We start from the raw sequence: 24,888 nt of genomic DNA on the forward strand, positions 1-24,888 counted from the left end.
CCTTAAAGTACTTCTTTAATTTCGTAAGCTGAAGCAACTGTTGCAAGTCTTGCAACGACTGAGTACATTGCTTCTTTCGTCGTGTGATCTTCTGGGCTTTCTACCACGTCACCCATACATAATTTTCTAAAAACCATTCCACGGCTGTTAAGATTTCCTAGGTCATCTTTTTCACCGTTAACTCTCATGAAGCCTCCAATACTTTTTCCATCAATAAGATAGATCGTAATTTCAGCTGGCATGTCATCGTACTTAATAATTGTCTCAACACCTTCTTGAACTAGAAGCGAAGTGAACTTGATACTATTTTTACCAATGTCCATTTTGTTTCTGGTTTTTCTGTTCATGTTGATGATCTCTTCACCAGAAGACACTACGGAAATTCCCATCCCGTAAGTTCCTTGCGAAGCTTTAACGAAAACTTTTGAACCAGGTTTAAGTTGGCCGATAACTTCATCAACCGCACTTCCAAGTTTTTCTAATCCACTTTTTTGTTCGAAGTCGACATCTTCTACACCTTTGAATTTCGCCTGAATAAGATCCGGGTTAATTCCAAAGTGAGCACAGAATTCATCGGCCACTTTTTTATAATAAGAAAAGTGAATATTTTTTTGTCTTCTAAACCATCCAATTTTCGGAGTAGGAGAGATCGGAGTTTTAATTTCCGCCCAATCAATTGGCCATGGATTTGATTGATCATTGTTACAAATGATTTGATCCATCTTTTCGCCGTTAACAATCAATTCACCGTTTTCGATCGTCGCCTTGCAAATCACCACGTGAAATCCAGAGTGAGATGTAAGCGCCAGACAGTCTTGTCCTTCACCAAACAGTGCCGGATCAAAACTTAAGAAGCGGACTTTGTAACCAGCATCTTCAATTAATTTTCCTAACGTACTTAAGTGATCCAGGTACATTAAGTTTTTTGTATTTGATTCAGGAAAAATCCCGATCATTTTTGCATTAGGATTAATGCGCTTAAGTCGCTCACTTGTAACTTTGATTGCATCTCTTAAGTCCGCAGCACATAGATTGTTAAATCCAGCAGGGTACATATTGTGATCAACGGGAGCGTATTTAAATTTACTCTCGCGGACATCAACACTTGAGTAAAATGGAATAGGTAAGTCTTTTGCAAGATTTTCGATATAAGAATTTACATCGTCCCAGTTGCGACAAATAAAATTTTCTAATTCTTCTTTAGTAGTAATTTTAATTTCCATGAAAACCTTTTTAGTGGTTTAGTCCTTAAATTGTAGGGCCAAACCTTTAACGTGCTCAAGTGGCGACGGGTTGTTTATTTCATGGAATTTTAGTACGTTTCGGAAGTTTTTACTAGCAAACTCGGTAAGGTTCGCCTCTCTTAAAACTAATCCAGTCTTAAGTCTGTAAAGTGGAGTATTTAAGGCAGGCTGCCAGGCATTCAAATAAGGCGTAAGGCACTTGTTGATAACCAGAAAAAAGTCATTATGAATGAAATGTTCGGCCTGATTTTTTAGTCCCTGTGCTTCATCAATCTTTTGTTGTTCAACTGAAGTCACTAGAAACCAGTTAGAAAAGTTTTCATTCTTAAGCTGTTTTTGAAAATCAAGAGCATTGAGAAATGAGTCACGGCTTTTATAAAGCGCTAGAACAGCATCAATAAACTCCATAACAAAATCTGCACCTGTGACATCTTCCAGGTAACTCAAAAGCTTCTTAACCCCGGTAGAGATCATCAGAGTGAAGATATTCTTACTCTTTGACCCACCATGAATACTTCTTCCCAGGTATTCAAAAATTTCCAGAAATGATTTATCAAAAAAATTCTTAATTTTTTCCGATGATTCAAGGAAATCAATAAAGTGTTTTCCAGGTGGAGTATCGAGAATAATAGTATCGTATACGTTGCGTTCCAGTTGATACTGAACTTCAATGATCGACATAATCTCATTCATCCCGCCATAAGGACGAGAGAGCGTTTTGATAATGGTTGATTCAAATTCTTTTTCCAGCCCTTTTTTTATAGCGATTCTCTTCAGTGTTGCCCCTGGAGACATCAGCATGGCATCAAAGGTTTGGTTTTTATCACCATCAAATAAATCGAGACTGATGGTATTGACGGCACCGTCATCCACATCAGGAAGATTTAATATTTGTTTTAATCTTTTGGCCGGATCAATCGTCACTAAAAGAACACGACGACCTTCGCGAGCGAGGCTAACAGCTCTTGCCGTAGCAACAGTTGTTTTACCAACACCACCGGTACCGCAGAAGAGTTCAACTTTTTTATTAGGAATATTAATCATACAAACTCCGACATAAACGGAGTCAGTTTTTTTATAATTTCAGGCTGAGTGTTCTCATCAACATGAGGAAGAGCAGGTGTCGTTCCGATAATTTCTTTTTCAAGAGAGATTTTCTTGGCGAGAAAGTCGGGAAGATCCGCTTCATCAATTTGATTATTTTTTAAATATTTTAAAAAAGAGTCATTCACGATAATGCCGACATTGAGATCAGGGCCAGTAGAATTATGATCAAGTTCCACTTTTAAATCTTTTGCTTCATTCATCGCAAGCTCTGTAGCGAGTGTTACGATGATTGTTTTTAAAAAGCCAGGAGAGGCCAAAAAGTTATGCATTCTCTCAATATCTTTTACGATAAGCCCTGCACGAAAAATCTTCTTAAAATTCGAAGACGACTCAAACATCGTCAGTGCATGCCCAGAGGCCGGAGAATCAAGTACGATAATAAGTTCCGGATCTTTTTCCAGCTCATCAATAATATTACCAAGTAAAATCATATGGCCCAGACCTGGCACCATCTGGAAAATCGATTTAAAAAAATGCGTCTTCATAATCCATGAAGCGATCGTCGTCGATTTTAATTTTCTGGCAATATAAGTTTCAGCACTCGAGAAGAGTTCGATATCAAGGACTGGAAGACTAAGTTCCTTCCATAAACTTCTCTCGGGATCCTGATAAAAAGAATTGTATTTTGGTTTAAGCCCTTGGTGCTCAAGATGTTTAGTCATGGCCATCGCAAGAGAAGTTTTTCCTACGCCGCCTTTACCAGTAAAAATGTAGAGTCTCTTTGCAGGTGAGCTCATGATTAATTAAACGTGTACATGCCCATGATCAGAAGTTTCATATAAGAACCTTCCAAGTCTGGTGCATTTTCTTGTCTAACATCGAACGGGTCGTGATAGTGAGCGATAACACCAACTGTGAACTCGTCATTAAGCCTTAACTCAACTCCGCCACCAAGGTTCATACCAAACACTAGCTGCTCACGAGTTTCTGTTCTCACGCCACCAACTGTGCGGTGAGCTTGAGGAAGATAAAAACCAAATCCACCTAAAAAGAAAGGTGAGAAGGCATCAAATTGGAAAACCTTTGCTTTAATCGCCAGGGCCAATCCTTTAACAGTGACGTCTTGATTTAAGTAAGAGTGTTTTGACCAGTGAAGGTTGGCCATGAAGTCGAAAGAGTAACTCGCAGAATAATTATAATAAAGATCCGGCGTAATTTTATCTGTTCCTTCATCATGAAAATCAGAACGCAAAAATGTTTGCCCAAGTCCAAGACCAATAGAGTGTTTACGGATCGCACCAGGAATTCTTAATTCGCTGCCGCCGCTTGGAATGTCATTGTTAACTTTTTTTGCCGTCGATTCAGACGTCAGTTGATGCATGTTAGGCTTCATCTGCTTTTCTTGTGAAGAAGCGTCAGAAACAAAAACACCCGTCATTAAGACGGGTGCTATAAGAACTATTTTTAAAATTTTGTTTAGCATTAAGAACCTTTATAAAAAAGAATGATCTAATGCTAGTAATTTTAGTTTAAAGTAGTTGTAGTTTCAATAGCAGAGTTTTCATTGTTCATGAATGGTGCTTTGAACTCAGATACTTCCCCACCAAGCTTCTTTTCAAGAGCTTTGATGTGACCAGTAAATGTTCCTTCTTCTGAGCGAATTACGCGCTTTAGAAGCTCTACATCACCAGCTCTAGTTGATTTTTTCTCTTGATCAAATAGAAGTTGGATTTGAGTAATGTAAGTGATGTCATTTTTAGTTTTGTTGTCGATAACTTGAATTTCGTTACCTTCACGGATGATTTGCGCGATCTCTTCTAGAGTCACGTAACAGCTCTGGTGAGTGTCATAAAGTTTGCGGTTTTGGTAACGCTTAATGATTCTTACGTCGCTCATACTAATTTCCCCTATTGTAACGATGATTCTTTTCGAATCCTCTGAATATTGGTTCTAAGGCTTTATGCCGTAAACTTTCTATCATAAAAAAAAAGTGCTGCACTCGGTTTTCCCTAATAAAGTACTTTTTTCACTTCGCCCTGAAGAGGACTTCTTTTTCTTTAATTACAGGAGGTTAGTCTGTCCTTAAGGAAAAATGGTGCCTCTCTCAGGCTTAGCGAGCCAAGAAATAGCAACATTGAATTGATGCTGTCAAACATTTTCCCAAACAATTTTTAATGTTTGTCGCAGATTTTTTAATAATGCAATTAAATCAACTATAAGAAACATAGCGAAAAAATGGCCGGTTTCCTCTGGAAATTCAGTTTTAGTTAAAGCTTGCCCCCAGAAGTTCGAAAAAGATTTGAGGGAAATCATTTCCTTAAAGTCTGCCTCGGATGGCCTATGCGCATATTAAAATTTTCGCTTCTTTCTATCCTTCTCACTTTCATCTCATGTGCTCAGATGACTGTGCATAAAGATGTCGTGCCTAAAGCAATCGCATTTAATCCCGGTGCAGAATTGGGAATCAAAGGCGAGCAGCTTCAAGACATGGTGGAAAGCGCCAAAAAAGCAGGTGGGGCCGCTCCGGAATACCTCGCGACAGATTTATTCATTAAAGGAAACGACGCTTCGATGAGGGGAGACTTTCAGACTGCTGGAAGAATCTTCAAACTTGTTTCGGAACTTCAGCCAGAAGATATGTATGTAAAGAGAAAGTACGCTTTTGAACTTATCCGCATGGGTGAGTTAAAAGACGCGGAAAAAATCCTTGAGTCAGTATTTAAAAAATCAGACATGAAAGATGAGACCGTTGGTCTTATATTGGGAAGTGTTTATAGTTCTCTGGAAAAGCCTAAAGAAGCACGTTTAACTTATTCGCGCTTACTTGCCGTGAATCCTGAGTCAGAAGAAGCTTGTCTTTACCTGGCACGTTCATATGCAGCTGAAAAACTCTATAAAGAAGCTCACGGATTACTTGCTGGATGTGAAAAGAAAGCAACGGACAATCCAGTGTTCTCATTTTTTAGAGGAAGAGTGGAGTACGATAGAGGAAATAAAGCTCAGGCAAAAGTTTTCTTCCAGAAGTCTCTTGATATCGATGGAACTTACTCACAAGCGGCGCTTGCCCTTGGTGCTCTTTATGAAGAAAAAGAAAACTTCACAGCAGCTCTAAAGATCTACAAAGACTTTGTTGCTGATGAAAATAATAGCTCAAACACTCAGGTGCTTTCTCGCCTGGTGACGATCATGTTCTCACTGGAAAAAAATGCAGAAGTCATTCCATACGCTGAAACATTGGTGTCATTGGATGCAACAGACTTAAACCTTAAAGTCAGACTTGGTTTATTGTACTCAGATATTGAACGCTATGATGACGCCTCTAAATTATTTAAAGATGTTTTGGAAGTTGTTCCAGAATCGGACAAAGTTTTATACTACCTTGGTGCCTTAAATCAGCAGACAAATAATCCAGCTGACGCTATTGGATACTTTAAAAGAATTCCTGTATCAAGCCCGCTTTTTGGTGATGCTGGATTGCAAGTTGGACAAGTGATGAGTGCTCAGGCGAGAGAAGATTTCGTACAGGGTAAAACTGATACAATGGTATCGTTTAATGGTTTTATTGATGGGCGTGTAAAAGAGAATCCAGAAATGCAGATGGAGCTTAAAATGCTTCAGGCCGCTTTTTTTGAAGACACTTTCCAATACAAAAATGCGATTACAACTCTTAATACAGTTAAAGATCTTAAAGGATTTACGGAAAGTCATAGTTACTATCTGGCCTCTTTGCTGGAAAAAGACGGACAGTTCGGTGAAGCCCGCCACCTGGTTCAAGTGATTGTAGATAAAGATCCCAACAATGCTCACGCACTTAACTTTTTAGGTTATTCATATTTAGAAAGAAACGAAAAACTTGATGTTGCTTTCGAGTATATTTCAAAAGCTGTTTCATTGAGACCGGAGGACGGTTATATTAGAGACTCTCTTGCTTGGTATTTTTATCAAACAGGAAAGTTTAACGAGGCCCTTGCTGAATCGAAAAAAGCGAGTGAATTAGTTAAGGGAGATCCGACGATTACGAAGCACCTCGGAATGATTTATCAACGTCTTCGCGCTTATGATAAAGCGAAGATTTATTTAACTGAAGCGCTGAAGAATGCACAAGTTCAATCAGAAAGAGATGATGTATTAAAATTATTAGAAGATGTGGAAAAAGGAAGATTACCGGCAGCTGTAGCAAATCCGTAGGACTACTACTTCTACTTTTAATCTTTGTTACTTCATGTGCAACTCCGTCAGCTAAATCAATCGCCGACTCGGCCGCTGAATTCCAGAAAATCTGTGTGGAAGGAAGTGGCCGTGGTCGTATCGAACTGCAAACTACAAAATACACTTTCACTTACGAATCTCAATTCGACCGCAGGGGAAATAAGTTTGATCTTGTTTTAGATTTTCCTGTCGTTGGAGAAAAGGCCCTTTATATTTCTCTGGACCCGGAAGAGATGAACAGAACCATTAAGTCTTCTGAGATAACAGAAATGTTAAATCAGCAATTGGAAGGCAATCCAAATAAAAAAAGAATAGCAAAAGCGGTCGAAGAGTTCTTCGTTTTTGCTTCCGACTTCATGCGCTTTAAAGCTGCAAAAACTTACCCTAAACATTATTCGTCATCTTTTGTTGATGGCCATTTTGTTTTGGAGAGGAACACAAATTCTTATCGATTTGCTGTTGATAACTTCTCATCTAATGAAAATTTCTATGAAAGAACCGTCTTTAAAATCTTCATCAAAGACCTTTCACCCAATGCCATTTTGACACTGTTTTTAGTACCTCAATCCTGCGAAAAGTAAGTGTTGTGACGCATTAAAAAAAGTTCCCAAAAAGCATGACAAATGCACATCGTTATAGATATAAATAAAAGTCCGACAATTCTAATTTGTTAATCGAGGTTTTTTAATGAAAATGCGAAACATCCTATTGGCAATGACTCTAGTCATCGCTTCAATTTTATCTGGTTGTGCAAAGAAACAAGATGCAAGCGAACGTGTTCTTAACATCGTTAGCCCTGCAGAGATCAAAGGTTTCGATCCAATCATGGCAGACGATCTTTACTCAGGTAGAGAAATTGGAAAGATCTACGAAAGTCTTCTTGCTTACCACTGGTTAAAAGTTCCATACGAACTAATTCCTAACCTTGCTGAAACAATGCCAGAGATTTCAAAAGACGGAATCACTTATACTTTCAAAATTAGAAAAGGTGTTTTATTCCAAGACGACGCTGCTTTCCCTAACGGAAAGGGTAGAGAGCTTGAAGCATCGGACTTCGTTTATTCAATTAAGCGTTTAGCTGATTCAAAAAGCCAAGCTAATGGTTGGTGGATTCTTGATGGAAAACTAAAAGGTTTAAATGAATGGCGTGATAAAAACGCAAACCTTCCAGTAACTAACTACGATGAAGAAGTTGAAGGTCTAAAAGCTTTAGATAAATACACTCTTCAATTCAAACTAGCGAAGCCGTTCCCGCAATTCCTTTACGCTCTTGCAATGGGATTCACGTCAGCAGTTTCAAAAGAAGTTGTAGCTAAATACGGTAAAGAGTTTATCAATCACCCGGTTGGAACTGGACCATATGTTCTTCCAAAATTCGATCAAGGGAAGAGAATCACTTATACAAAGAACCCAACGTTCAGAGAAAAATTCTACCCATCTGATGCATCACCAGAGTACAAAGATTATCTAGCTGACGCTGGAAAAAGACTTCCTCTAGTAGATAAGATCGTTGTTCACGTTATGGTTGAATCTCAACCAGGTTGGTTAAAATTCAACAAAGGTGAGCTTGATTACTACAGCATTCCAAAAGATAACTTTGCTTCAGCAATTAAAGACAACAAGCTTTCAGCTGACCTAGAAGCAAAAGGAATTATTCTTTCAATCACTCCACTTCTTGACCTTACGTACACAGGTTTCAACTTCGATAACAAGTTATTCCAAAACACGAAATTAAGAAGAGCTATGGCGCTTGCTTTTGATGAAAACAAGAGTAACGAACTTTTCTACAACAACACATCTTTCTCAGCTCAAGGTGCAATTCCACCAGGGATTGCTGGAAATGTTAAAGACTACAAAAATCCATACAAGGGACCAAACCTAGACGCTGCTAAAAAAATGCTAGCTGAAGCTGGATACCCAGAAGGAAAAGGACTACCGGAAATTACTTACGATATTCCTGATTCAACAACATCTCGTCAGTCAGGTGAATTCTTCCAAAAACAAATGGAACAAATTGGAATCAAAATTAAGATTTCAGCTTCTCCATGGCCGGAATTCCAAGCGAAGTTAAAGAAAAGAGGCGGACAAATGTTCGGTCTAGCGTGGGGAGCAGATTATCCAGATGGAGAAAACTTCTTACAACTTTTCTACGGACCTAACTCTAGCCCAGGGTCTAACAGTACTAACTACAATAACCCTGTATTCAATAAGCAATTTGAAACAGCTGTTATGATGCAAGATTCTCCAGCAAGAACTGCTCTTTATGAAAAACTTAACCAGTTTTTAGCTGAAGAAGTTGTTGTTATTTTCAACATGCACAGACAATCGTATACGGTTCAACAAGGATGGCTAAGAAATTACCATTCAAGTGATCTTAACCACGATGCGTACCAATATTTAAATGTTGATACTGCTAAGAAAGAAGAGTTAATTAAGAAGTTCTAATCTCAATAGGTTTTATTAAAATGAATTTGTATTCTTATGTTTTACGCAGACTCCTTTATACCATCCCAGTATTACTGGGAGTTTGCTTTATTATTTTTATTATCTTTAACGTTGTTGCTCCGGACCCGGCGTTCACACTTCTTGGAAGACACGCGACTGTTGAACAGATCGCTCAGCTTCACAAAGAATTGGGAATGGACCGTCCTTTAGTTGAGCAATACCTGGCAACTGTTAAATCAGCCTTCACATTTGATTTTGGATACTCATGGTCTTCAAAACAACAAATCTCTGAGATGATTAAAGCAGGCGCAGGACCGTCACTAACACTGACTGTGCCACTTTTTGTGATTGGATTCATTCTTTCAATTTCAATTGCTCTATTAGTATCTTTCTATCGTGGAAAGTTTATCGACAAAGCAGTGCTTTTGATTTCGATTGGAACAATGAGTATTCCAGGTCTAGCTTACATTCTTTTTGGGCAATACTTTTTTGCTTACAAGCTTGGATGGTTTGAGATTTCTGGATACGAACCTGGTTTTCCTAACTTCGTTCCATACATCATTCTTCCGATTCTTATCTACCTTACGTTCAGCTGGGGACCAGATACAAGGTTTTACCGTTCAGTTATCCTTGATGAAGTTTATCAGGACTACGTTCGTACAGCGCGTGCTAAAGGTGTAGGTGAACTTTCAATCATGTTCAAACACGTTTTAAAAAATGCGATGATTCCAATTCTTACTTATATCGTTATCCAGATTCCATTTCTGTTTTTAGGTCTTCTATTAGCAGAGGCGTTTTTCGGGATTCCTGGTTTAGGTGGGATGACAATCAAAGCAATTAACACAAGTGACTTCCCGGTTATCAAAGCGATGACTATTTTAAGTGCACTTGGATTTATCATTTTCGGGGTTATTACTGATGTTCTTTACACAGTAGTTGATCCTCGTATGAAGTTGAAATAGGTAAAAAAGAATGACGACAGCAACGAATACCGCAGAAATGGTGGTAACACCTCCAACTATTAAGCAGTCAAAGTCCCTTTGGTCACACGCGCTTAGTACAATTTTAAAAGACAAACTTGCATGTACTGCTTTGATTGTCGTTCTTATTTACTTCCTGATCGCACTCTTAACTTTTATGGGTGTTATCGCTAGTAACTGGGGCGCTGAAATTGGCCCTTCATATGCACCTCCAAGTGCAGATTATCTTTTTGGGACAGACATCTTCGGAAGAAGTGTTTTCTTGAAAATGATCAAAGGTGCTGAGACAGCTATCGCTATTGGATTAGCGACTTCAATCATCTCACTTGTTATTGGTACGGCAATGGGAGCTATCGCTGGATACTTCGGCGGGCTTATTGATGAAGCGATCGTATGGTTTTATACGACTTTCTCATCTATCCCATTCATCATGCTTTTAATTTCTATCGCCTTCATTATGGGGAAAGGAACGACTACAGTATTTATCTCTCTTGGGGTAACGAGCTGGGTTTCTCTTTGCCGTATTGTTCGTGGTGAAGTTATGAAGCACAAAGAGCGTGAATACTCACAAGCGGCAAGTGCGCTTGGAGCAGGTCACACGAGAAAGATCTTCAAGCACATCCTGCCGAACATCTCTCACGTTTTAATCATTAACTTTTCACTTACATTTGAATCAGCGATCAAAGCTGAAGTAATTCTTTCCTACTTAGGTCTTGGAGTTCAAGGTCGCCCAAGTTGGGGTACAATGATTGACGACTCAAAGTTAGAACTTGCTCGTGGAGTTTGGTGGCAATTAGGTGCTGCAACTCTGGCAATGTTCTTTATTGTACTTGCATTTAACATTTTAGGAGACGCTCTTCGTGATGCTCTCGATCCAAAGTTAAAAGGGAAATAAGATGTCTGAAAAAGTCTTAGAAGTAAAAGATCTTGTCGTTGAGTTTAAAACTGATCGCGGAACAATTAAGGCCGTTAACGGTGTTAATTTTGACGTATTCAAGGGAAAAACTGTTGGGATCGTAGGAGAGTCGGGGTCAGGTAAATCTGTTTCTGCTCTAGCTATCATGGGACTTATTCCAAATCCTCCAGGTCGCATTGCCAGTGGACAAATTCTTTTCAACGGAAAGAGTTTGGTGAACATGGAAGCAAGCGAGATGAGAAAAATCCGCGGTAACAAAATCGCGATGATTTTCCAGGAGCCGATGACTTCACTAAATCCGGTTTTCACAATTGGAAATCAGATTGAAGAAGTAATCGAACTTCACCAGCCTCAATTATCAAGAAAAGAAAGAGAAGCAAAAGCTGTAGATATGTTACGCCTTGTTGGTATCCCATCTCCTGAAAAGAGAGTGAAGGAATACCCTCACCAGTTATCTGGTGGGATGAGACAAAGGGTCATGATCGCGATTGCTCTTTCATGTGAGCCAGATGTTCTTATCGCTGATGAGCCGACAACTGCTCTGGATGTAACAATCCAAGCTCAGATTTTAGAGCTGATGAAAAAACTTCAAAAAGAACTGGGAATGGGGATCATCCTTATTACTCACGACCTTGGTGTCGTTGCTGAAACATGTGACACAGTTGCAGTTATGTACTGTGGTCAGATCGTTGAAACAGCAGACGTTAAAACATTATTCAATCACCCAAGACACCCGTATACGAAAGGATTGATGAACTCAATTCCATCTTTCGATTCAACTAGTGGACACAGAAAAGAGCGACTTCAAACAATTGAAGGAATGGTTCCGTCGCTATTTGATTTACCATCAGGATGTAATTTTCAAGATCGTTGTGTAAACGTGACTGAGCATTGCCGTGGTTCTCAAGGTGAGCCACTGTTAAGAGATATGGAAGCTGGTCACAAGGCTGCCTGTTTCAATCCACTTCAACAATTTGAAGGAAAAGGTCTATGAGCGAATATTTAATTGAAGTAAAAAATCTTTGTAAAACGTTTCCTATTAAAGGTGGCCTTCTAGGTCGCGAAGTTGGAGCGGTTAGAGCTGTAAACGACGTAAGTTTCAAAATCAAAAGAGGGGAAACTCTTGGTCTGGTTGGAGAGTCTGGATGTGGGAAAACTACATTAGGTCGCTCTATCCTAAGATTGATTGAGCCAACTTCTGGAGAGATTATCTTCGATGGAAAAAACATCGTTGATTGTTCACCAAGTGAGATGAGAGCGATCAGAAGAAAAATGCAGATCATTTTTCAAGATCCATACGCTTCATTAAACCCACGTATGACGATTGGTGATATCCTGGCCGAGCCAATGGACATTCACGAACTTCATACAAGTAAAGAAGCGAGAAAAGCTCGTCTTCTTCAACTTCTACATCAAGTTCAACTTCCCGCAGACGCGCTTAACAAATACCCACATGAGTTCTCAGGTGGACAAAGACAACGTATCTGTATCGCAAGAGCTCTAGCTGTTGAGCCAGAATTCATCGTTTGTGATGAGCCGGTTTCTGCTCTGGATGTTTCTGTTCAGGCCCAGGTTGTAAATCTTCTTATGGATTTACAAAAAGAATTAGGCCTTACTTTCTTATTTATTGCCCACGATTTAAAAGTTGTTGAGTATATTTCTAACCGCGTAGCGGTTATGTACCTTGGAAATATGGTTGAAGTTGCCGAGTCGAGTGAACTTTATGGGGGAGCAAAGCACCCTTATACTAAAGCTCTTTTCTCAGCTATCCCTCATCCGTCAACTAATGGCCGTAAGGATAGAATCATTCTTGAAGGGGACATTCCAAGTCCGATGAATCCACCAAAAGGATGTCATTTCAATCCAAGATGCTGGAATGCTACAGATGTTTGCCGTGAAACTTTCCCGGGACAAACTCACCACTCAAGTACTCACATGTACCGTTGCTACCATCCAAACACTAAGTAAGAATTAACTTGATCAATACTTAATTAGAAGGCCCCAGTAATGGGGCCTTTTTTATTTGAGGTTGTCTTAAATGCGTTCAACTAAATTTCAATTTTTCCGAAGAGATAAGTGGGAAAGCTCCTGAAAAATAAGGAATTGTGTGAAATTTACTTTTGCTCACATTAAAGATGAAATCTTGTCACCAGGAAATATTTTTTGGAAAAAAAATAGTGGTGCTGATATTTTAATTTCCAAAAAAGGCGACGTCTTAAATCATCAGCTCATCCAAAAACTTTTTGGAGCAGACTGCGATCTTTTCATCGTCGATGGAATTGATTTCGATCTTCACGATGTCATGTTCTCTCTTTATGTAAAATACAGTGAAGAACTCTTCATGAGAGATAAGATAAAATTCAGAGATGAGCTTATTGAAAATCTTCGTTTGGAGTTTGTAGAACAACCTAAAACCCAATTTGAATTCAATCAGCTTGCATGGAAGTTTTTTTCTAAGTTTACCAATGAAGACAAAAAAATCTTTATCGAAAAAGACAGCTCACTTTTCAAAAGACATTTGAATGTGGCCAGCTCATATACTTTTTGCGCTTTCTTACTTGGTTATTATGAACCAGCGTTTTTAAGCAATCTCTTTACGATGACTCTTAAAAACCTAATGGCCTTAGGTGACAGCATTCACGTGATGAGCTTAAAAGAGAAAATTGAATACCTAAGAATGCAGGATAGTTTTAATACTGAAGATTTTAAAAACGTAATCGATCTTGGAAGTGATGATCAAATTTCAAAGACAATGATCTGTGAGCGTTATGATGGCTCTGGAATAAAACACATCAACAGCAGAGAGATGAGCGATCTGGAGATTATCCTGGTGGCCTTAAACCGCAGTTATGGATTTGATGAAACGGAACACACTAATATCCTCAATGAAATTGTGAGTGGAGAAATCAAGTGTGTGGATAGAATTTTAAAAATGTTACAAAGAGTTTTAGTAAAGAGGACTGAAGTATCAGTTGCCTCAATATAGGATGATCGTTTGACTAGTACCTTGATTAAAAAAATTCTCGTCTCAGCGGAGCTTGCTAGCTCTGAGATGGGCGTATTTTTTCAAGAGCTAGGTTTTGAGCTTCATCAAAAGTACGTTGAGGGATGTGAGTACCTCTTTATTGTCGATAGTGCTTGCCCTGAATTGCCAACATACCCGCGTCTGCAAATCAGCGACAGTCTTAATCCTAAATTTGCTCCATATGTGAGAGCGCGAATTTCAAAAGAAATGTTTGAAAGTGTCCAGGGGAAAAAACTCCTGACTTCGTATTTTCACGATGCTTTAGAGTTCGATCTGGTTGATAGATACTCAAAAGATTTCAAAGATATTTACACTGTTAAAATTCACGATTATCTTAACCTTGGCTTTTTCGTCGATACAATTATCGTTGAGGCCTATAAAGCGCAATTTGATATCGAGGCCTTGAGAAGTTATCTGAATACGGCCTTGAATTTTGCTTTTAAGAAAGTTGAGATGAGTAAAGAGGCCATGCCGATAGATGTTTCCTACTCTCACAATGGTGAAGCTTTCACTGTGCAAATCTCACTTTATACCGACAAATTCAAAGGTAAGTCAGAGTTCGGTGACAACTTTTCTGAACTAACTGCTGATACTAATTATTTTGATTCAACTTACTTCCATAAGAAAAAGAAACTGACTCTCTCAAGTTTGTTTTATAAAAATACAGACCTGAATAAAGCGAAGTCTTATTTCTTTACAGAAGTAGCGAGTCGCTCAGCTGAGATTGAAGAACCTGAAGCAGACTTGCACTCAGGCTTAGTTCTCAAAGATAAGGTCAACTACGAAACTGCTCCAGTGGCCGAGATGGATCCGGAAAAGAGATTTTCTCTCGCTAGAAAATTTGCTCTTTTCATTAGGAACTATCGCAAAAATGAAGAGTCTCCAATTCCGATTAGTAAATTGGAAGTTAACGACGTTATCAATTACCTGGGTTATTACCCACGTCAGGAAGCTTTACAAGACGTTGATGAAGAAATTAAAAACTTCATTTTTAAACTTCTCAAAGATGACAACCTATTCAATGGTATTGATGAAACTGTTCAAAGAATTGCCAATACAAATCTAGATTCTCAAATGAGTGAAATCCAGAAAGTTTTGGGCGAAAAATCATTGAGTGATATTGAAGATATCATGTTGATCAAAGGCGGAGAGAGCGAGCAAAGCACTTCTAGTCTTATCAAAGGATGGGCGGAGAGTTCATCTGATTTCCAAAGAATAAGTGGTCAAGAAAGCGGGATGTCTGACAATGATCGCTGGGAAGTCCGCAAACTTCAACTGAATGTAAAAATCCAGGATGAAGTCACAAGAGTCAATGCTGAAGGCCGAAACATCGTCCAGGACGATATCGTTCGAGTGATGGCAAAAGAACTTGATGCCAAAGAACAAGATGTAAAAAATGTAGTGGGCGGCATCGTTGAAGAAGTTGTTTCAACAGAAGTACTAAATACAAGCAGACTTGAAGAAGAATTTGCTAAAAAGATTCTAAATACTCAGTCAAATGCTGACCTGGTTAAGGAGAAATTAGAATCACAAATTTCCCGCATGAAAAAAATCATGGATCAGTTAAAGCGAGAGATCATTAAACTACAGGCAGAAAATACGAGTCGCGGCGGAGAAGGAAATCCATCTCTTGATACTCAGAATATTGAAGCTGCTAAATTGAAAATGGCACTTGGGCGTACTATGGATGCTCTAAAGGCCAAAGAGCGCATGAATGAAAAAGTTAAGGCAGATGCCGAACTGGCCTTAAAACATAAAGATCTAAAGATTGATTTCCTTGAGCAAAGAATCGAGGAAGTGAAAGCAGAATTTTCTAGAAGTCGCGAATTTGCCAATGAAGAAAAGTTGGAAAAACTTGAAGTCGACAACAAGACTCTTCAATCCAGACTTGATCTGGCCAATAAGAAAGTTAATATTATCAGTGATAATATCAATAACCGTGATGCCGAAGCACAAGTCAAACGTGATAAAGAGCTTGATTCGGTGAGAAGCAATCTGGACCTGGCCCAGTCAGTGATTGATAGCTTAAAGAGCGAAAAAATCAAACTTGAAATCCGCGTGAGTGAAGACAGAGAGACGATCAGAAAATTTAAAGAAGAAAAAGGTGGAGTTAGAAACGATGAAGAAAAAGATGGAATCATCCAGGTTCTAACCGCTGATAGAAAGGCACTGGAGGAAAAATTCAGAGCACAGGCCATTGAGCTTAAGAAAGTGGAGCAGAAGCTAAAATACACACTCTCACAGCTTGAGTCCTCTAATAAGAAGAAGGCCGCTGCAAACCCAGGTCAGAAGACCGCAGAGACCTATGCTAAGCAATTGGACCAGCTGAGTTCACGAATGTCGGAAGTCTCGGCCGAAGTTGGCGAAAAACGCCGTGAAATCGTCAAACTTAAACAAGAAAATTCGATGATGAGCACCAAGATCACTGAGCTTGAAAAGAAATTGGCATTTTTAGATAAAAAAGTCGCTTAATCCTAATTTTTCCCTTGTCAGCTTTATAGTTTTTGGTTAAAAATATGGACTCAAATCGACGCCCTGCTGGTGAAATTGGCAGACACGCCAGACTTAGGATCTGGTGCGCAAGCGTGGGGGTTCAAGTCCCTCGCAGGGCACCATTTGATTTGAAAATTCAAGAAAACAGATAACCCAACTCGATTGGGTTTTTTTGCGCCCGAAATTCTAAAAAAAAGGCCTGATCATTGATCAGGCCTTTTAAGTTTTACAGTAAAATTTTAAACTAGTGCGACTCTTGTGTTGGATCTGCTTTTGGTTCAGCAATCTCAACATACACAAATTGACCAATAAGGTTAGCAGCAGGAGCGATCACATAAGTTCCATCGTTTTCAGAAACGTCTGCACAGTTATCAATCGCAAGACCATCTTTATGAACAGCAACTGAAGCTTGTTCAGCAGCTACTTTAAAAGAATAAGTGATGAAAGTTGCGGCCGCAGGGTTTTTAACTTTTGCTCTTAATAGAATTAAAAATTCAGAAGAGTTATCACCAGCAGTGCACGTCGTTTTTTCTGGATTAGAGTAAGCGTATGTCCACGGATTGCGCATTGTCTGAGTCGTTAAAGCAATAACCTGAAAATCTGACCTTGAAAGGTTTCTTCCAAGAACCTGTTTGATAACCTGGTTAAGACCAGTGTTTTTATCATTTGCTTGAGTGTAAAATTTTTCAGTTACTGAGTCAGTAAGTGATTCATTAACAGGCAGACCTGCATGCGCTAGAGTTGTCGTTAATAATCCTAATGCCAGAATTGTGAAGAGTGATTTCATAAGAGTGCCTCTTGATTGTTTGAGGCACTCTACCTCGAATTAGAGTTGGGAGAGCAGTTACTGAATATTTTATAGGTACGGGTTACGAGTTCGGGCGTTTTAACCAGCCTCTTTTATAGACCCATATAAAAATTACAAGCGAAATGGATAACATCAGGATAAGGACATACTGGTAGCCGTGCGGATGACGAAGCTCGGGCATGTACTCAAAGTTCATCCCATAAACTCCCGCCAGGAAATTGAGGGGTAAAAAGAAAATAGAGAAGACGGTCAGGACGCGCATGACTTCATTGGTTTTTTGCGCAGCTAAAGAGATATGTAAGTTTAATAGACCCGTCACATTTTCCAGCACATCTTCAGTATAGAACAAATTTCTTTCAATATTTTCACGAAGACCTTGAAAATCTCTCCAAACAAAGTCTGGCCTGTTTTGAAGGGCCCCGAGGATATCCAAAGAAAACTTTAAGATTTTTCTAATCGCTGAAGCTTTTCTTTTTAAAAAATACCCTTCGCGAACGATGTCTTTATTTTTTGAATTTTCAAAAATATTTTCTTCAAAAATTTCAACTCGATTTTCCAGAGTTGTAAGCGGCACATCGAACGTCATCAAAGACGATGTAATTATTCGTTTAATCAAATCTTTAAGCGTGAAATTTTTCTCTGCTGATTCGATACGCAATTCTTCTAGGAATAAATGATCAAGTCTATGAATACTCATTACTAAATCATCTGTAATAATCAAAGTGATCTTTGTAGTTAAATCCTGGATGTTAACAGCATTTGTTTTTGAAGGATCTATAACCCTTAGATAGATTACTGCAGCCGAATCAAGTAGTTCGTACTTAGGTAGATGCTCAGGATCAAGAGCATTTATAAGAATGCGATTCGGAATATTTAATTCTTGCGCGAGATGATTTAAGTCGCTTCGCTTGGGACCAGTGAGATCAATCCAGCGAAAATTTTGTAATTGATGTTCAGATTTCTTCATAAAATTATTATGACATTAAGATCAAACTAAGCAAAAGTTTTGTTTAGCTTAAATTGACCAAATCGAGAATTGATTTCATAATCACTTTTATGGAACAAACAATTTTAGACATTTCTTCAGATCCCGTTTACCAAGAACTTTTGACGAACTACCCACAGTTCTCAGCAGAAGCGATCGAAACAATATTACAATTTAATAAAGTTTCATCGATCATCAACATGAGAAAGGAAGCTGTTCTTAATGAACACGGACTAACTCATGGAAGATTTCATCTTCTGATGCTGCTCAAAAGACAAGAACCTAGGCACTGTCTTTCGCCTTCAGAACTCGCAAAGAGAACTGGAGTAACGAGAGGGACAATGACTCAGTTTATTGATGCTATCGAAAAAGATGGCTTCGTAAGAAGAGTTGAAGATCCTAAAGACAGAAGAGGGATGCTTGTTGAGTTGACTGAAAAAGGGGAGGCAAAGCTTAAAACACTACTGCCGATTCACATTCAGCATCTGGCAAACTACACTAAAGTTTTGAATTCAGAAGAAAGAATGATGATGATTCAAATCATGCTGAAAATGGCGAGTACATTCAAGCCTATGCATGAAACAGTGAAAGAGACGCAGACTGACGAAGTTCACGAAGCTGCTATTTCATAAGTCATTCTAGTAAACGCTCTGTAACGACTAAGTGGCCTGCTACTTGGTCGTTACAACTCACGCCGGTCTTTATATAAAGACGGGTAGGCGGAATTTACCGCATCACTTTGAATAAGATTCAAGATCTGTACAAGCTCATACATGTGAATGTTCATCTGCAATCAATCTTCTTTTCATAATTATTCCCAATGAAATTATTCTTCCACGATTAATAAGTTGTGCGTTTCCGTAATACGCGATTCAACAAATGTTCAAGTTGTTGGTTCAGTTTTGTGTGAAGAAAACATCATAAATCATCGGCAGAAATATCCTTTTGACACTTCTTTGGACGCTTTTTGGCGTTACCGTATAAACTATAAGCACCATCTAACTTAGTCGTTGAGTAAACTCTGACGTTTAGTTGGAATAATTTTTGGCATAATCCGTGCTTTATTAAATGCAGAATCGGTTTAAGAAATAGACCAGATAAATAAAAAAAACGCTAACACACAAACAGGAGTTCACATGAAGAAGCTTTTAATCGCAACTACTCTTTTAACTTTAACGACGACTGCATTTGCTGTTCCAAACCCTCAAGTTGGTACTTTATTACTTCAAGGTATTGTTGCTAAGAAAGTTTCTATTACAGTAACTCCAGAAGCAGTCGCTTCTGCGCTTGTACTTGAAACATCACAAACAGATTTAAAAGTAGCAACAGCTGTAGAGCAATCAAACTCTAAAGCAGGATATAAAGTAACTGTAATTTCAGCTAATTTAGGAAAGCTAAAGAGAACAGATGGTTCAGAAGTTTTCGCTTATACACTTAAATACGGTGGAGCAGCTGTAGGTCTATCAACATCATCAGGATCAGTTGTAACAGACTCTTCTTCAGCATCAGTTGTTAACGTATCAAAAGACCTGGCAATTTCGTACGCAGGAGCAGCAGCTGAAACGATGGTAGAAGGTACATACGCTGATACATTAACTATTAATATCGCTTCTAAGTAATTTTTTAGATAATAAGAAATCAGGCCTGCTCATGAATGAGCAGGCCTTTTAAACTTTCAGGGATGATGAAAAAATTTATTGCTTCAATTTTATTTTTTACTCTAACAACTCCAGCTTTTTCAGCAACGAGTGGATTCTTCCTTTTGAGAACTCAAGTTCCTAGAAGAGTAAGCATTAGCATCACACCTGTCTCAGTAGCTTCGGCCCTTGATCTCTCAACAACTCAAACAAATTTAAAAGTAGCGAATGCGACCGCCATGTCGAATTCGAGAACTGGTTTTAAAGTCACATTTACCAGTGCGAACTTAGGTAAGTTAAAAAGAGTAACAGGAGCAGAGGTTTTTCCTTACACTATGAAAGTTGGTGGACTAGATGTCGGGTTAACAACGTCATCGGGAACGACCTTCAATCTTGATCAATCAGCACCAATGACAATCTCTCGTGACATCACTATTTCGTATACTGGAAAACCAGCAGAAGCGATGATTGAAGGTACCTATCTTGATACAGTTACATTAACGATTGCGGCAAGATAAGGCCTCGTTTTAATACCTGTTAAAGTTTGTCAGGTATTGCTCCGATACGCTCCTATATGAGAGTATTAATCGTAATGTTTTTAGCGGCCGTTTCTTCACCTCACAGCTATGCTGGTGATCGAACGAATCTGGTGCTTCGAGCTTATGTTCCACCAGCAATTAATACACGTGTTACGCAAACTCAATTAAGTTCATCCAAAAGTCTTGTCACGTTTTCCAGCCATATTAATTCGAGGCATTTGCGAGAGAGTCAGAAGTTTGAAGTGGAAGGTCTTGATCAGGCCGGAATCGAAGGACATATCAAGCTCGTCGCAGGAAATGATCGAACAATTCAGTACGATCTTTTAATTAATCATCTAAGTACAGCTCTCCTTACAAGCAAGCCTATTTTCTTAAAGATTTCTGCAAATTAATTTTGTGGAAAAACCATTTACTCTGTAGAATAGAATGAACTTCAAAAAGGCGGTTTCAAGGAATGAAGCGCAATATTTTATTCGTCATTTTCAGCTTCTTTATTAGCTTAAATTCTTATGCATTTAAATTCTCTCCTATGTCGACAGCGATAGGAATAGCTCCCAGTAAAAACTCTACATTGTTTTACCTGGAAAATGATTCTGATCAGCCGATAGCTGTGACAACATCACTTCTAAAGCGTGAGATGAATGTGGAAGGAGTAGAGGCCAATAAAAAAATCGATGGTGAGCTTATGGTTTATCCATCACAGCTTATTATTCCACCAAATGAAAAGAGATCAGTTAAAGTGACATGGACAGGAAAGACTGTACCGACTACTGAGCTTAATTATCGTCTGGTGGCCGAGCAACTTCCTATCGACCTTGATAAAAATAAAAAGCAAAAAGCGAGTATCAAAGTTTTACTGAGATATGTGGCAGCTCTTTATGTTCAAGCTGAAGATTATAATCCTGATGTGACTTTTAAGAAAATGGATGTGGATGATAAAAACGTGTCTTTTCTTCTGGTAAATTCAGGAAAACAACATCAAATTCTTGCCAACATGACGATGAAGATTTCAGGAAAGAAAGATATCGATTTAAGTTCAGAAGATCTTAAAGGTATGACAGGAGAAAATATTTTCGCATTATCAGAGAGAGTTTTTCGTTTCCCAAAAAATGGAAAATTTAAAGATATCCAGGCCACTGATAAGGTGAAGATTAGTTTTGATAAAGATTAATTTTAAACCTGCCATTGTTAGTCTGTGTGTGCTTGTGGGTGTTTCTCAGCGTGCACTTGCGCAGACTTCTTCAGAAGACTTATTTAAAAAAGTATTTGGAAAATCAAGTAACGACGAAAAGAGTGCTCTTATCGATGCTTCTCTTGGAGACTTTTTTATAGGTGAAGTCGGTGTCATCCTCGTTGGCGAAAAAATTATTAAAATTTCGTCTTCCGACTTAAAACGAATTCTAAATGATAAAATCCGTGAAACTCAACTGGTAAAATATAATTTAGGCGAGGGGGATGTCGCTCCTGAAGCATTGCCTTTTAAAGTTATGTACCATCCTTCTGAGCTTAGAATTTCGATTATAATTCCACCAGAAGACTTAAGACCAAGTGATGCCAATGTCTATGACGATTTAATACCCTATTACTCGAGAAAGGCCATTGAGCCAGCTCCTTTTTCAATGGGCCTTAATTATAAGCTTGAGCAGACATTTAATAAAAAAACTAATCAGGATAATGCATTCTCTGCACAGACCGATGCCTTTTTAAATATTAAAAAAGTCGCATTTGAAAATCAGATGCAATACCTATCAACTCGTCAGGACAATAAATGGGGGAGACAAGCAACCCGTGCGATATTTGATCGTCCTAATCGCATGCAACGAGTTGAAGTCGGTGATGTTAATTTCCCAATCGTGGGCTATCAACAGTCTTTTCAAATTGGTGGAGTTTCTTTCTATCGAGATTTTTCTTTAAATCCTTATCGTGTAGTCAATCCGACTTCTTCTTTTGAATATCGAATTGATTCAAGATCACTGGTAAAAACTTATGTGAATAATATTCTGTTAAAAACAGAATACATGAACGCCGGATCATATTCGGTCAAAGACATTCCGTTAAATAATGGGATTAATAAAATACTCATTGAAGTAGTAGACGAATTTGGAGTAACAAAAACATTTGTCTTTAATGAATCAGGTTCCCTTGATTTACTTGCTGAGGGGGTAAGCCGTTACGCTTTGTCCTCAGGTTATTATTCGACTGATAAAGATGGTAATAAAGAATATGAGGATGAAAGAGGTCCTATTACATCTGGATTCTATCAGCACGGTTTTAATAAGCATTGGACTGCGAGTGCTTATGCTCAGGGAAATAAAAAATATACAATGCTTGGAACCAACCATATCCTGGCCTCAAGATTTGGTAACTTTTCAGTTGATCTAGCTGGAAATAAAAATGACTTCAATACTGGTGCGGTGACACAAGCGACTTATCAGTTAAATCTTTTTGGTGCTTATTGGTATGATAGTCATACGTTAACAACCAAGCTTGAATACAGAACGAAGTACTTTAATGAATCTGAAGTCACTGAAAATTTTAAGAATCGTTTTGATGTCACGGCGACCACTTCTTATAGTGTGCCTTTATTCGAAAGATTTAATGTGGCCGTAGGTGCTACATATCAGCATCCAACTTTTGTTGAAAATGCCAGACTTGCTTACAATGGAAGTTTAACGACGAAAATTTTTGAATCGAGCTCGCTTACTGCCTATGCAGGAAGATCAAGAGATGAATTTAAAACGTGGTCTAATCAGATTTATTTTTTCTTTAACATGACTTTCGGGGAGAGTTCGACATTTGCTTCGGCCTTCTACGATAAAGAGTCACAAACAAAACGCTTAACTGTTATCAGAGATACTGGTGCAAAATACAACGACCTGAAAGTGTCGGCTTCAGTTGATGATAATGCCAGCTCAAAAAATGGATCACTGGATCTTCAATACAACACAGTCCTTGCTGATGTCGGTGTGAGAGAAGACGTTAGTAAAAATAACGGACAATCTGAAGGAATAAAAACCAGTGTACGCTTTCTGAGTTCATTTGCTTATGTTCATAATGGAGAAGATTCGGCCTTTGCTATTGGAAGACCAATCTCAAACAGTTTTGTTATTTTCAAACCTAATAAGGATTGGAGTGGACAAAAGTTTGGAGTTCAAACATCAAGTGGTGTGAACGATGCAGGAACTGGTCTCTTTGGAGAAGCAATTATTTCTGGTTTGACTCCTTACCAGTATAGAAGGCTACAGCTTGACCCTAGTCGTTTAGATCCAGGTTATATTCTAGGTCAGGAAAGTTTTGTCGTTTACCCAAGAAAAGACAGTGGTCACTTATTCGTGATCGGAAAATCGGGACTCTTAGTTTTAAGAGGACGAATCCTAGACAAGTCTCAAAAACCACAGGCCTTGAAGGTTGGCTTCTGGACTTCTTTGAGTGGAAAAAGCACAGCGTTCTTTACCGACCGCGAAGGTGAGTTCTTTATTGAAGGTGTTGAGGCCTCAGTGGGAACAATTCAAATTGATGATGAAAACTTCAGACCAGCAAGACTTGACTTGAGTCGTGAGAAGCAGGGTATAGTTGAAATTGGAAATATTATTCTCCCTGAAGGAGAGAGTGCTCAATGAAAATAAAATATCTATTCTTTATTTTGTTCTTCACCAGCGGAATTGTTTTAGCTGATTGTGGATTAGAGATAACTGCACCAGTTCTTACGTATGGAGTGGGTGATGCCAATCCTGTAGTGCCAGCGCAAGTGACCATTGAAAGAACTAAATCTGGAAACGATCGTTGTTCTAATTACTATTTAGCTTTTACTTATGGATGGTCAAATAATTATAACCGCCGCGGACTTAATTTAAGCAATGGTCGATTGATCTATTACAACCTTTATAAAAATGCCAATGCAACAAATGTTTTAAGAGGACCGAATGATATCACTTCCAACAATGATATTTTATTTGGAACCATTGCTAAGGATGAAACTAAAACATTGAATTATTATTTTCAATTAGCTCCTATCGATGCCAGTGAGCCGCCTTACGCTGGAACATATTATGATAACGTTCAGGTGCAGGGTTACACCGGTACTTATACCAACATCAATGCTTATGAAGGTATGGGAAATCTTCAAATTTATATAAACGTCTCTAAGTTCACTTCACTTTCTCTAGTCGACACTGGTGGTGCTTATGACGGTTCTCAAACTTCAAAAACATTAGACTTTGGTGAACTCTCAGAAAATGAAGAATTAGGTTTTGATGTCCGTATTGTAAGTAATGCTGGTTATATTCTAAAGGTGTCTTCGGCCAATAATGGAATTTTAAACCGCATTGGTGGAACGGGAATTAAATCACAAATCAGCTATGACTTTTATTCAAGTGGCACAAAAAGAACTCTGACTTCATCTGCTTCCTCTCCGGTAACAATTGCAACGGCGACTGGCAGAACGGCCTCGGGTGGAGCTCAGGTCCCTATAAGAGTCGTTATCAAGTCAGTTCTAGATAAAGACCCCGGAACTTATCAGGATTACGTTACATTATCGGTAATTAGCAATGACTAATCGCT

The 24,888-nt window shown here is 38.6% G+C and carries 23 protein-coding genes and 1 tRNA gene; 17 read left to right on the forward strand and 7 right to left on the reverse strand.

All coding sequences use genetic code 11. The annotated features are described in order from the left end of the window. Nucleotides 1–2: 2 nt before the first annotated feature. Genes SHI21_RS03450 through SHI21_RS03470 form a run of 5 tightly spaced genes read right to left on the reverse strand, consistent with a single transcriptional unit; the run spans nt 3 to nt 4,187 of the window. The gene (locus tag SHI21_RS03450) at nt 3–1,223 is read right to left on the reverse strand and encodes a glutamate--cysteine ligase (protein WP_323574724.1); all 1,221 of its coding nucleotides are present in this window, start codon (nt 1,221–1,223) and stop codon (nt 3–5) included. A gap of 18 nt (nt 1,224–1,241) precedes the next feature. Continuing rightward, the gene (locus SHI21_RS03455; protein WP_323574725.1) at nt 1,242–2,288 is read right to left on the reverse strand and encodes an ArsA family ATPase; all 1,047 of its coding nucleotides are present in this window, start codon (nt 2,286–2,288) and stop codon (nt 1,242–1,244) included. After that, nucleotides 2,285–3,088: an ArsA family ATPase gene (locus SHI21_RS03460; protein WP_323574726.1), complete on the reverse strand. Its 804-nt coding sequence runs from the start codon at nt 3,086–3,088 to the stop codon at nt 2,285–2,287. Before SHI21_RS03460 ends, SHI21_RS03455 begins: the two co-directional genes overlap by 4 nt. Nucleotides 3,089–3,090: 2 nt before the next feature. Then, entirely contained in the window at nt 3,091–3,774 is a 684-nt protein-coding gene (locus SHI21_RS03465; RefSeq protein WP_323574727.1) for a hypothetical protein, read from the reverse strand. Nucleotides 3,775–3,815: 41 nt separating this feature from the next. Then, on the reverse strand, nt 3,816–4,187 hold the full coding sequence (locus tag SHI21_RS03470) for a polyhydroxyalkanoate synthesis regulator DNA-binding domain-containing protein (protein WP_102244914.1): 372 nt from the start codon (nt 4,185–4,187) through the stop codon (nt 3,816–3,818). Nucleotides 4,188–4,631: 444 nt separating this feature from the next. On the opposite strand from SHI21_RS03470, the gene SHI21_RS03475 reads away from it, so the two are divergent. The 10 genes from SHI21_RS03475 (at nt 4,632) to SHI21_RS03520 (ending at nt 16,481) form a co-directional block, all read left to right on the forward strand. Continuing rightward, nucleotides 4,632–6,479, forward strand: a complete 1,848-nt coding sequence (locus SHI21_RS03475) for a tetratricopeptide repeat protein (RefSeq protein WP_323574728.1) — start codon at nt 4,632–4,634, stop codon at nt 6,477–6,479. 95 nt (nt 6,480–6,574) lie between these two features. Then, complete coding sequence (locus SHI21_RS03480; RefSeq protein WP_323574729.1) at nt 6,575–7,081, forward strand: hypothetical protein; 507 nt, start codon at nt 6,575–6,577, stop codon at nt 7,079–7,081. A 106-nt stretch (nt 7,082–7,187) separates the two neighbouring features. Next, a complete protein-coding gene (locus tag SHI21_RS03485) occupies nt 7,188–8,945 on the forward strand; it encodes an ABC transporter substrate-binding protein (protein ID WP_323574730.1) in 1,758 nt (585 codons plus the stop codon). Between the two features lie 20 nt (nt 8,946–8,965). Then, on the forward strand, nt 8,966–9,907 hold the full coding sequence (locus SHI21_RS03490) for an ABC transporter permease (RefSeq protein WP_323574731.1): 942 nt from the start codon (nt 8,966–8,968) through the stop codon (nt 9,905–9,907). Nucleotides 9,908–9,917: 10 nt separating this feature from the next. After that, nucleotides 9,918–10,820, forward strand: coding sequence for an ABC transporter permease (locus SHI21_RS03495; RefSeq protein WP_323574732.1), 903 nt, complete (start codon nt 9,918–9,920; stop codon nt 10,818–10,820). Between the two features lies 1 nt (nt 10,821). Next, nucleotides 10,822–11,835, forward strand: coding sequence for an ABC transporter ATP-binding protein (locus SHI21_RS03500; protein ID WP_323574733.1), 1,014 nt, complete (start codon nt 10,822–10,824; stop codon nt 11,833–11,835). Continuing rightward, complete coding sequence (locus tag SHI21_RS03505) at nt 11,832–12,809, forward strand: ABC transporter ATP-binding protein (protein ID WP_323574734.1); 978 nt, start codon at nt 11,832–11,834, stop codon at nt 12,807–12,809. The genes SHI21_RS03500 and SHI21_RS03505 overlap by 4 nt, the downstream gene beginning before the upstream one ends. Nucleotides 12,810–12,948: 139 nt before the next feature. Further along, a complete protein-coding gene (locus SHI21_RS03510) occupies nt 12,949–13,827 on the forward strand; it encodes a hypothetical protein (protein WP_323574735.1) in 879 nt (292 codons plus the stop codon). 9 nt (nt 13,828–13,836) lie between these two features. Then, nucleotides 13,837–16,338, forward strand: coding sequence for a hypothetical protein (locus SHI21_RS03515; protein ID WP_323574736.1), 2,502 nt, complete (start codon nt 13,837–13,839; stop codon nt 16,336–16,338). A 60-nt stretch (nt 16,339–16,398) separates the two neighbouring features. After that, nucleotides 16,399–16,481, forward strand: a tRNA-Leu gene (locus tag SHI21_RS03520). A 122-nt stretch (nt 16,482–16,603) separates the two neighbouring features. Here the strand turns inward: SHI21_RS03520 and SHI21_RS03525 are convergent. After that, nucleotides 16,604–17,146: a hypothetical protein gene (locus SHI21_RS03525; protein WP_323574737.1), complete on the reverse strand. Its 543-nt coding sequence runs from the start codon at nt 17,144–17,146 to the stop codon at nt 16,604–16,606. An 82-nt stretch (nt 17,147–17,228) separates the two neighbouring features. Further along, nucleotides 17,229–18,134, reverse strand: a complete 906-nt coding sequence (locus SHI21_RS03530) for a CorA family divalent cation transporter (protein WP_323574738.1) — start codon at nt 18,132–18,134, stop codon at nt 17,229–17,231. An 89-nt stretch (nt 18,135–18,223) separates the two neighbouring features. Between SHI21_RS03530 and SHI21_RS03535 the strand changes: the two genes are divergently transcribed. From SHI21_RS03535 to SHI21_RS03565, 7 genes are all read left to right on the forward strand, one after another. Beyond that, nucleotides 18,224–18,784: a MarR family winged helix-turn-helix transcriptional regulator gene (locus SHI21_RS03535; RefSeq protein WP_323574739.1), complete on the forward strand. Its 561-nt coding sequence runs from the start codon at nt 18,224–18,226 to the stop codon at nt 18,782–18,784. A 504-nt stretch (nt 18,785–19,288) separates the two neighbouring features. Further along, the gene (locus SHI21_RS03540; RefSeq protein ID WP_323574740.1) at nt 19,289–19,771 is read left to right on the forward strand and encodes a fimbrial protein; all 483 of its coding nucleotides are present in this window, start codon (nt 19,289–19,291) and stop codon (nt 19,769–19,771) included. Between the two features lie 62 nt (nt 19,772–19,833). Continuing rightward, on the forward strand, nt 19,834–20,307 hold the full coding sequence (locus SHI21_RS03545; protein WP_323574741.1) for a fimbrial protein: 474 nt from the start codon (nt 19,834–19,836) through the stop codon (nt 20,305–20,307). A gap of 56 nt (nt 20,308–20,363) precedes the next feature. Further along, entirely contained in the window at nt 20,364–20,720 is a 357-nt protein-coding gene (locus SHI21_RS03550; protein WP_323574742.1) for a hypothetical protein, read from the forward strand. 62 nt (nt 20,721–20,782) lie between these two features. Beyond that, nucleotides 20,783–21,499 carry a fimbrial biogenesis chaperone gene (locus tag SHI21_RS03555; protein WP_323574743.1) on the forward strand — a complete coding sequence of 239 codons (717 nt, stop codon included), beginning with the start codon at nt 20,783–20,785 and terminating at the stop codon, nt 21,497–21,499. After that, nucleotides 21,486–23,948: a fimbria/pilus outer membrane usher protein gene (locus SHI21_RS03560; protein WP_323574744.1), complete on the forward strand. Its 2,463-nt coding sequence runs from the start codon at nt 21,486–21,488 to the stop codon at nt 23,946–23,948. Before SHI21_RS03555 ends, SHI21_RS03560 begins: the two co-directional genes overlap by 14 nt. Further along, nucleotides 23,945–24,883: a spore coat protein U domain-containing protein gene (locus SHI21_RS03565; protein ID WP_323574745.1), complete on the forward strand. Its 939-nt coding sequence runs from the start codon at nt 23,945–23,947 to the stop codon at nt 24,881–24,883. The genes SHI21_RS03560 and SHI21_RS03565 overlap by 4 nt, the downstream gene beginning before the upstream one ends. Nucleotides 24,884–24,888: the final 5 nt, after the last annotated feature.

Source organism: Bacteriovorax sp. PP10 (assembly GCF_035013165.1).
Classification (GTDB): Bacteria; Bdellovibrionota; Bacteriovoracia; order Bacteriovoracales; family Bacteriovoracaceae; genus Bacteriovorax; species Bacteriovorax antarcticus.

Excerpts from the sequence above, each read along its gene's own strand:
- SHI21_RS03450 (WP_323574724.1), bottom strand. The coding sequence starts at position 1,223 with ATGGAAATTAAAATTACTACTAAAGAAGAATTAGAAAATTTTATTTGT.
- SHI21_RS03455 (WP_323574725.1), bottom strand. The coding sequence starts at position 2,288 with ATGATTAATATTCCTAATAAAAAAGTTGAACTCTTCTGCGGTACCGGT.
- SHI21_RS03460 (WP_323574726.1), bottom strand. The coding sequence starts at position 3,088 with ATGAGCTCACCTGCAAAGAGACTCTACATTTTTACTGGTAAAGGCGGC.
- SHI21_RS03465 (WP_323574727.1), bottom strand. The coding sequence starts at position 3,774 with ATGCTAAACAAAATTTTAAAAATAGTTCTTATAGCACCCGTCTTAATG.
- SHI21_RS03470 (WP_102244914.1), bottom strand. The coding sequence starts at position 4,187 with ATGAGCGACGTAAGAATCATTAAGCGTTACCAAAACCGCAAACTTTAT.
- SHI21_RS03475 (WP_323574728.1), top strand. The coding sequence starts at position 4,632 with ATGCGCATATTAAAATTTTCGCTTCTTTCTATCCTTCTCACTTTCATC.
- SHI21_RS03485 (WP_323574730.1), top strand. The coding sequence starts at position 7,188 with ATGAAAATGCGAAACATCCTATTGGCAATGACTCTAGTCATCGCTTCA.
- SHI21_RS03490 (WP_323574731.1), top strand. The coding sequence starts at position 8,966 with ATGAATTTGTATTCTTATGTTTTACGCAGACTCCTTTATACCATCCCA.
- SHI21_RS03495 (WP_323574732.1), top strand. The coding sequence starts at position 9,918 with ATGACGACAGCAACGAATACCGCAGAAATGGTGGTAACACCTCCAACT.
- SHI21_RS03500 (WP_323574733.1), top strand. The coding sequence starts at position 10,822 with ATGTCTGAAAAAGTCTTAGAAGTAAAAGATCTTGTCGTTGAGTTTAAA.
- SHI21_RS03505 (WP_323574734.1), top strand. The coding sequence starts at position 11,832 with ATGAGCGAATATTTAATTGAAGTAAAAAATCTTTGTAAAACGTTTCCT.
- SHI21_RS03525 (WP_323574737.1), bottom strand. The coding sequence starts at position 17,146 with ATGAAATCACTCTTCACAATTCTGGCATTAGGATTATTAACGACAACT.
- SHI21_RS03530 (WP_323574738.1), bottom strand. The coding sequence starts at position 18,134 with ATGAAGAAATCTGAACATCAATTACAAAATTTTCGCTGGATTGATCTC.
- SHI21_RS03535 (WP_323574739.1), top strand. The coding sequence starts at position 18,224 with ATGGAACAAACAATTTTAGACATTTCTTCAGATCCCGTTTACCAAGAA.
- SHI21_RS03540 (WP_323574740.1), top strand. The coding sequence starts at position 19,289 with ATGAAGAAGCTTTTAATCGCAACTACTCTTTTAACTTTAACGACGACT.
- SHI21_RS03545 (WP_323574741.1), top strand. The coding sequence starts at position 19,834 with ATGATGAAAAAATTTATTGCTTCAATTTTATTTTTTACTCTAACAACT.
- SHI21_RS03550 (WP_323574742.1), top strand. The coding sequence starts at position 20,364 with ATGAGAGTATTAATCGTAATGTTTTTAGCGGCCGTTTCTTCACCTCAC.
- SHI21_RS03555 (WP_323574743.1), top strand. The coding sequence starts at position 20,783 with ATGAAGCGCAATATTTTATTCGTCATTTTCAGCTTCTTTATTAGCTTA.
- SHI21_RS03565 (WP_323574745.1), top strand. The coding sequence starts at position 23,945 with ATGAAAATAAAATATCTATTCTTTATTTTGTTCTTCACCAGCGGAATT.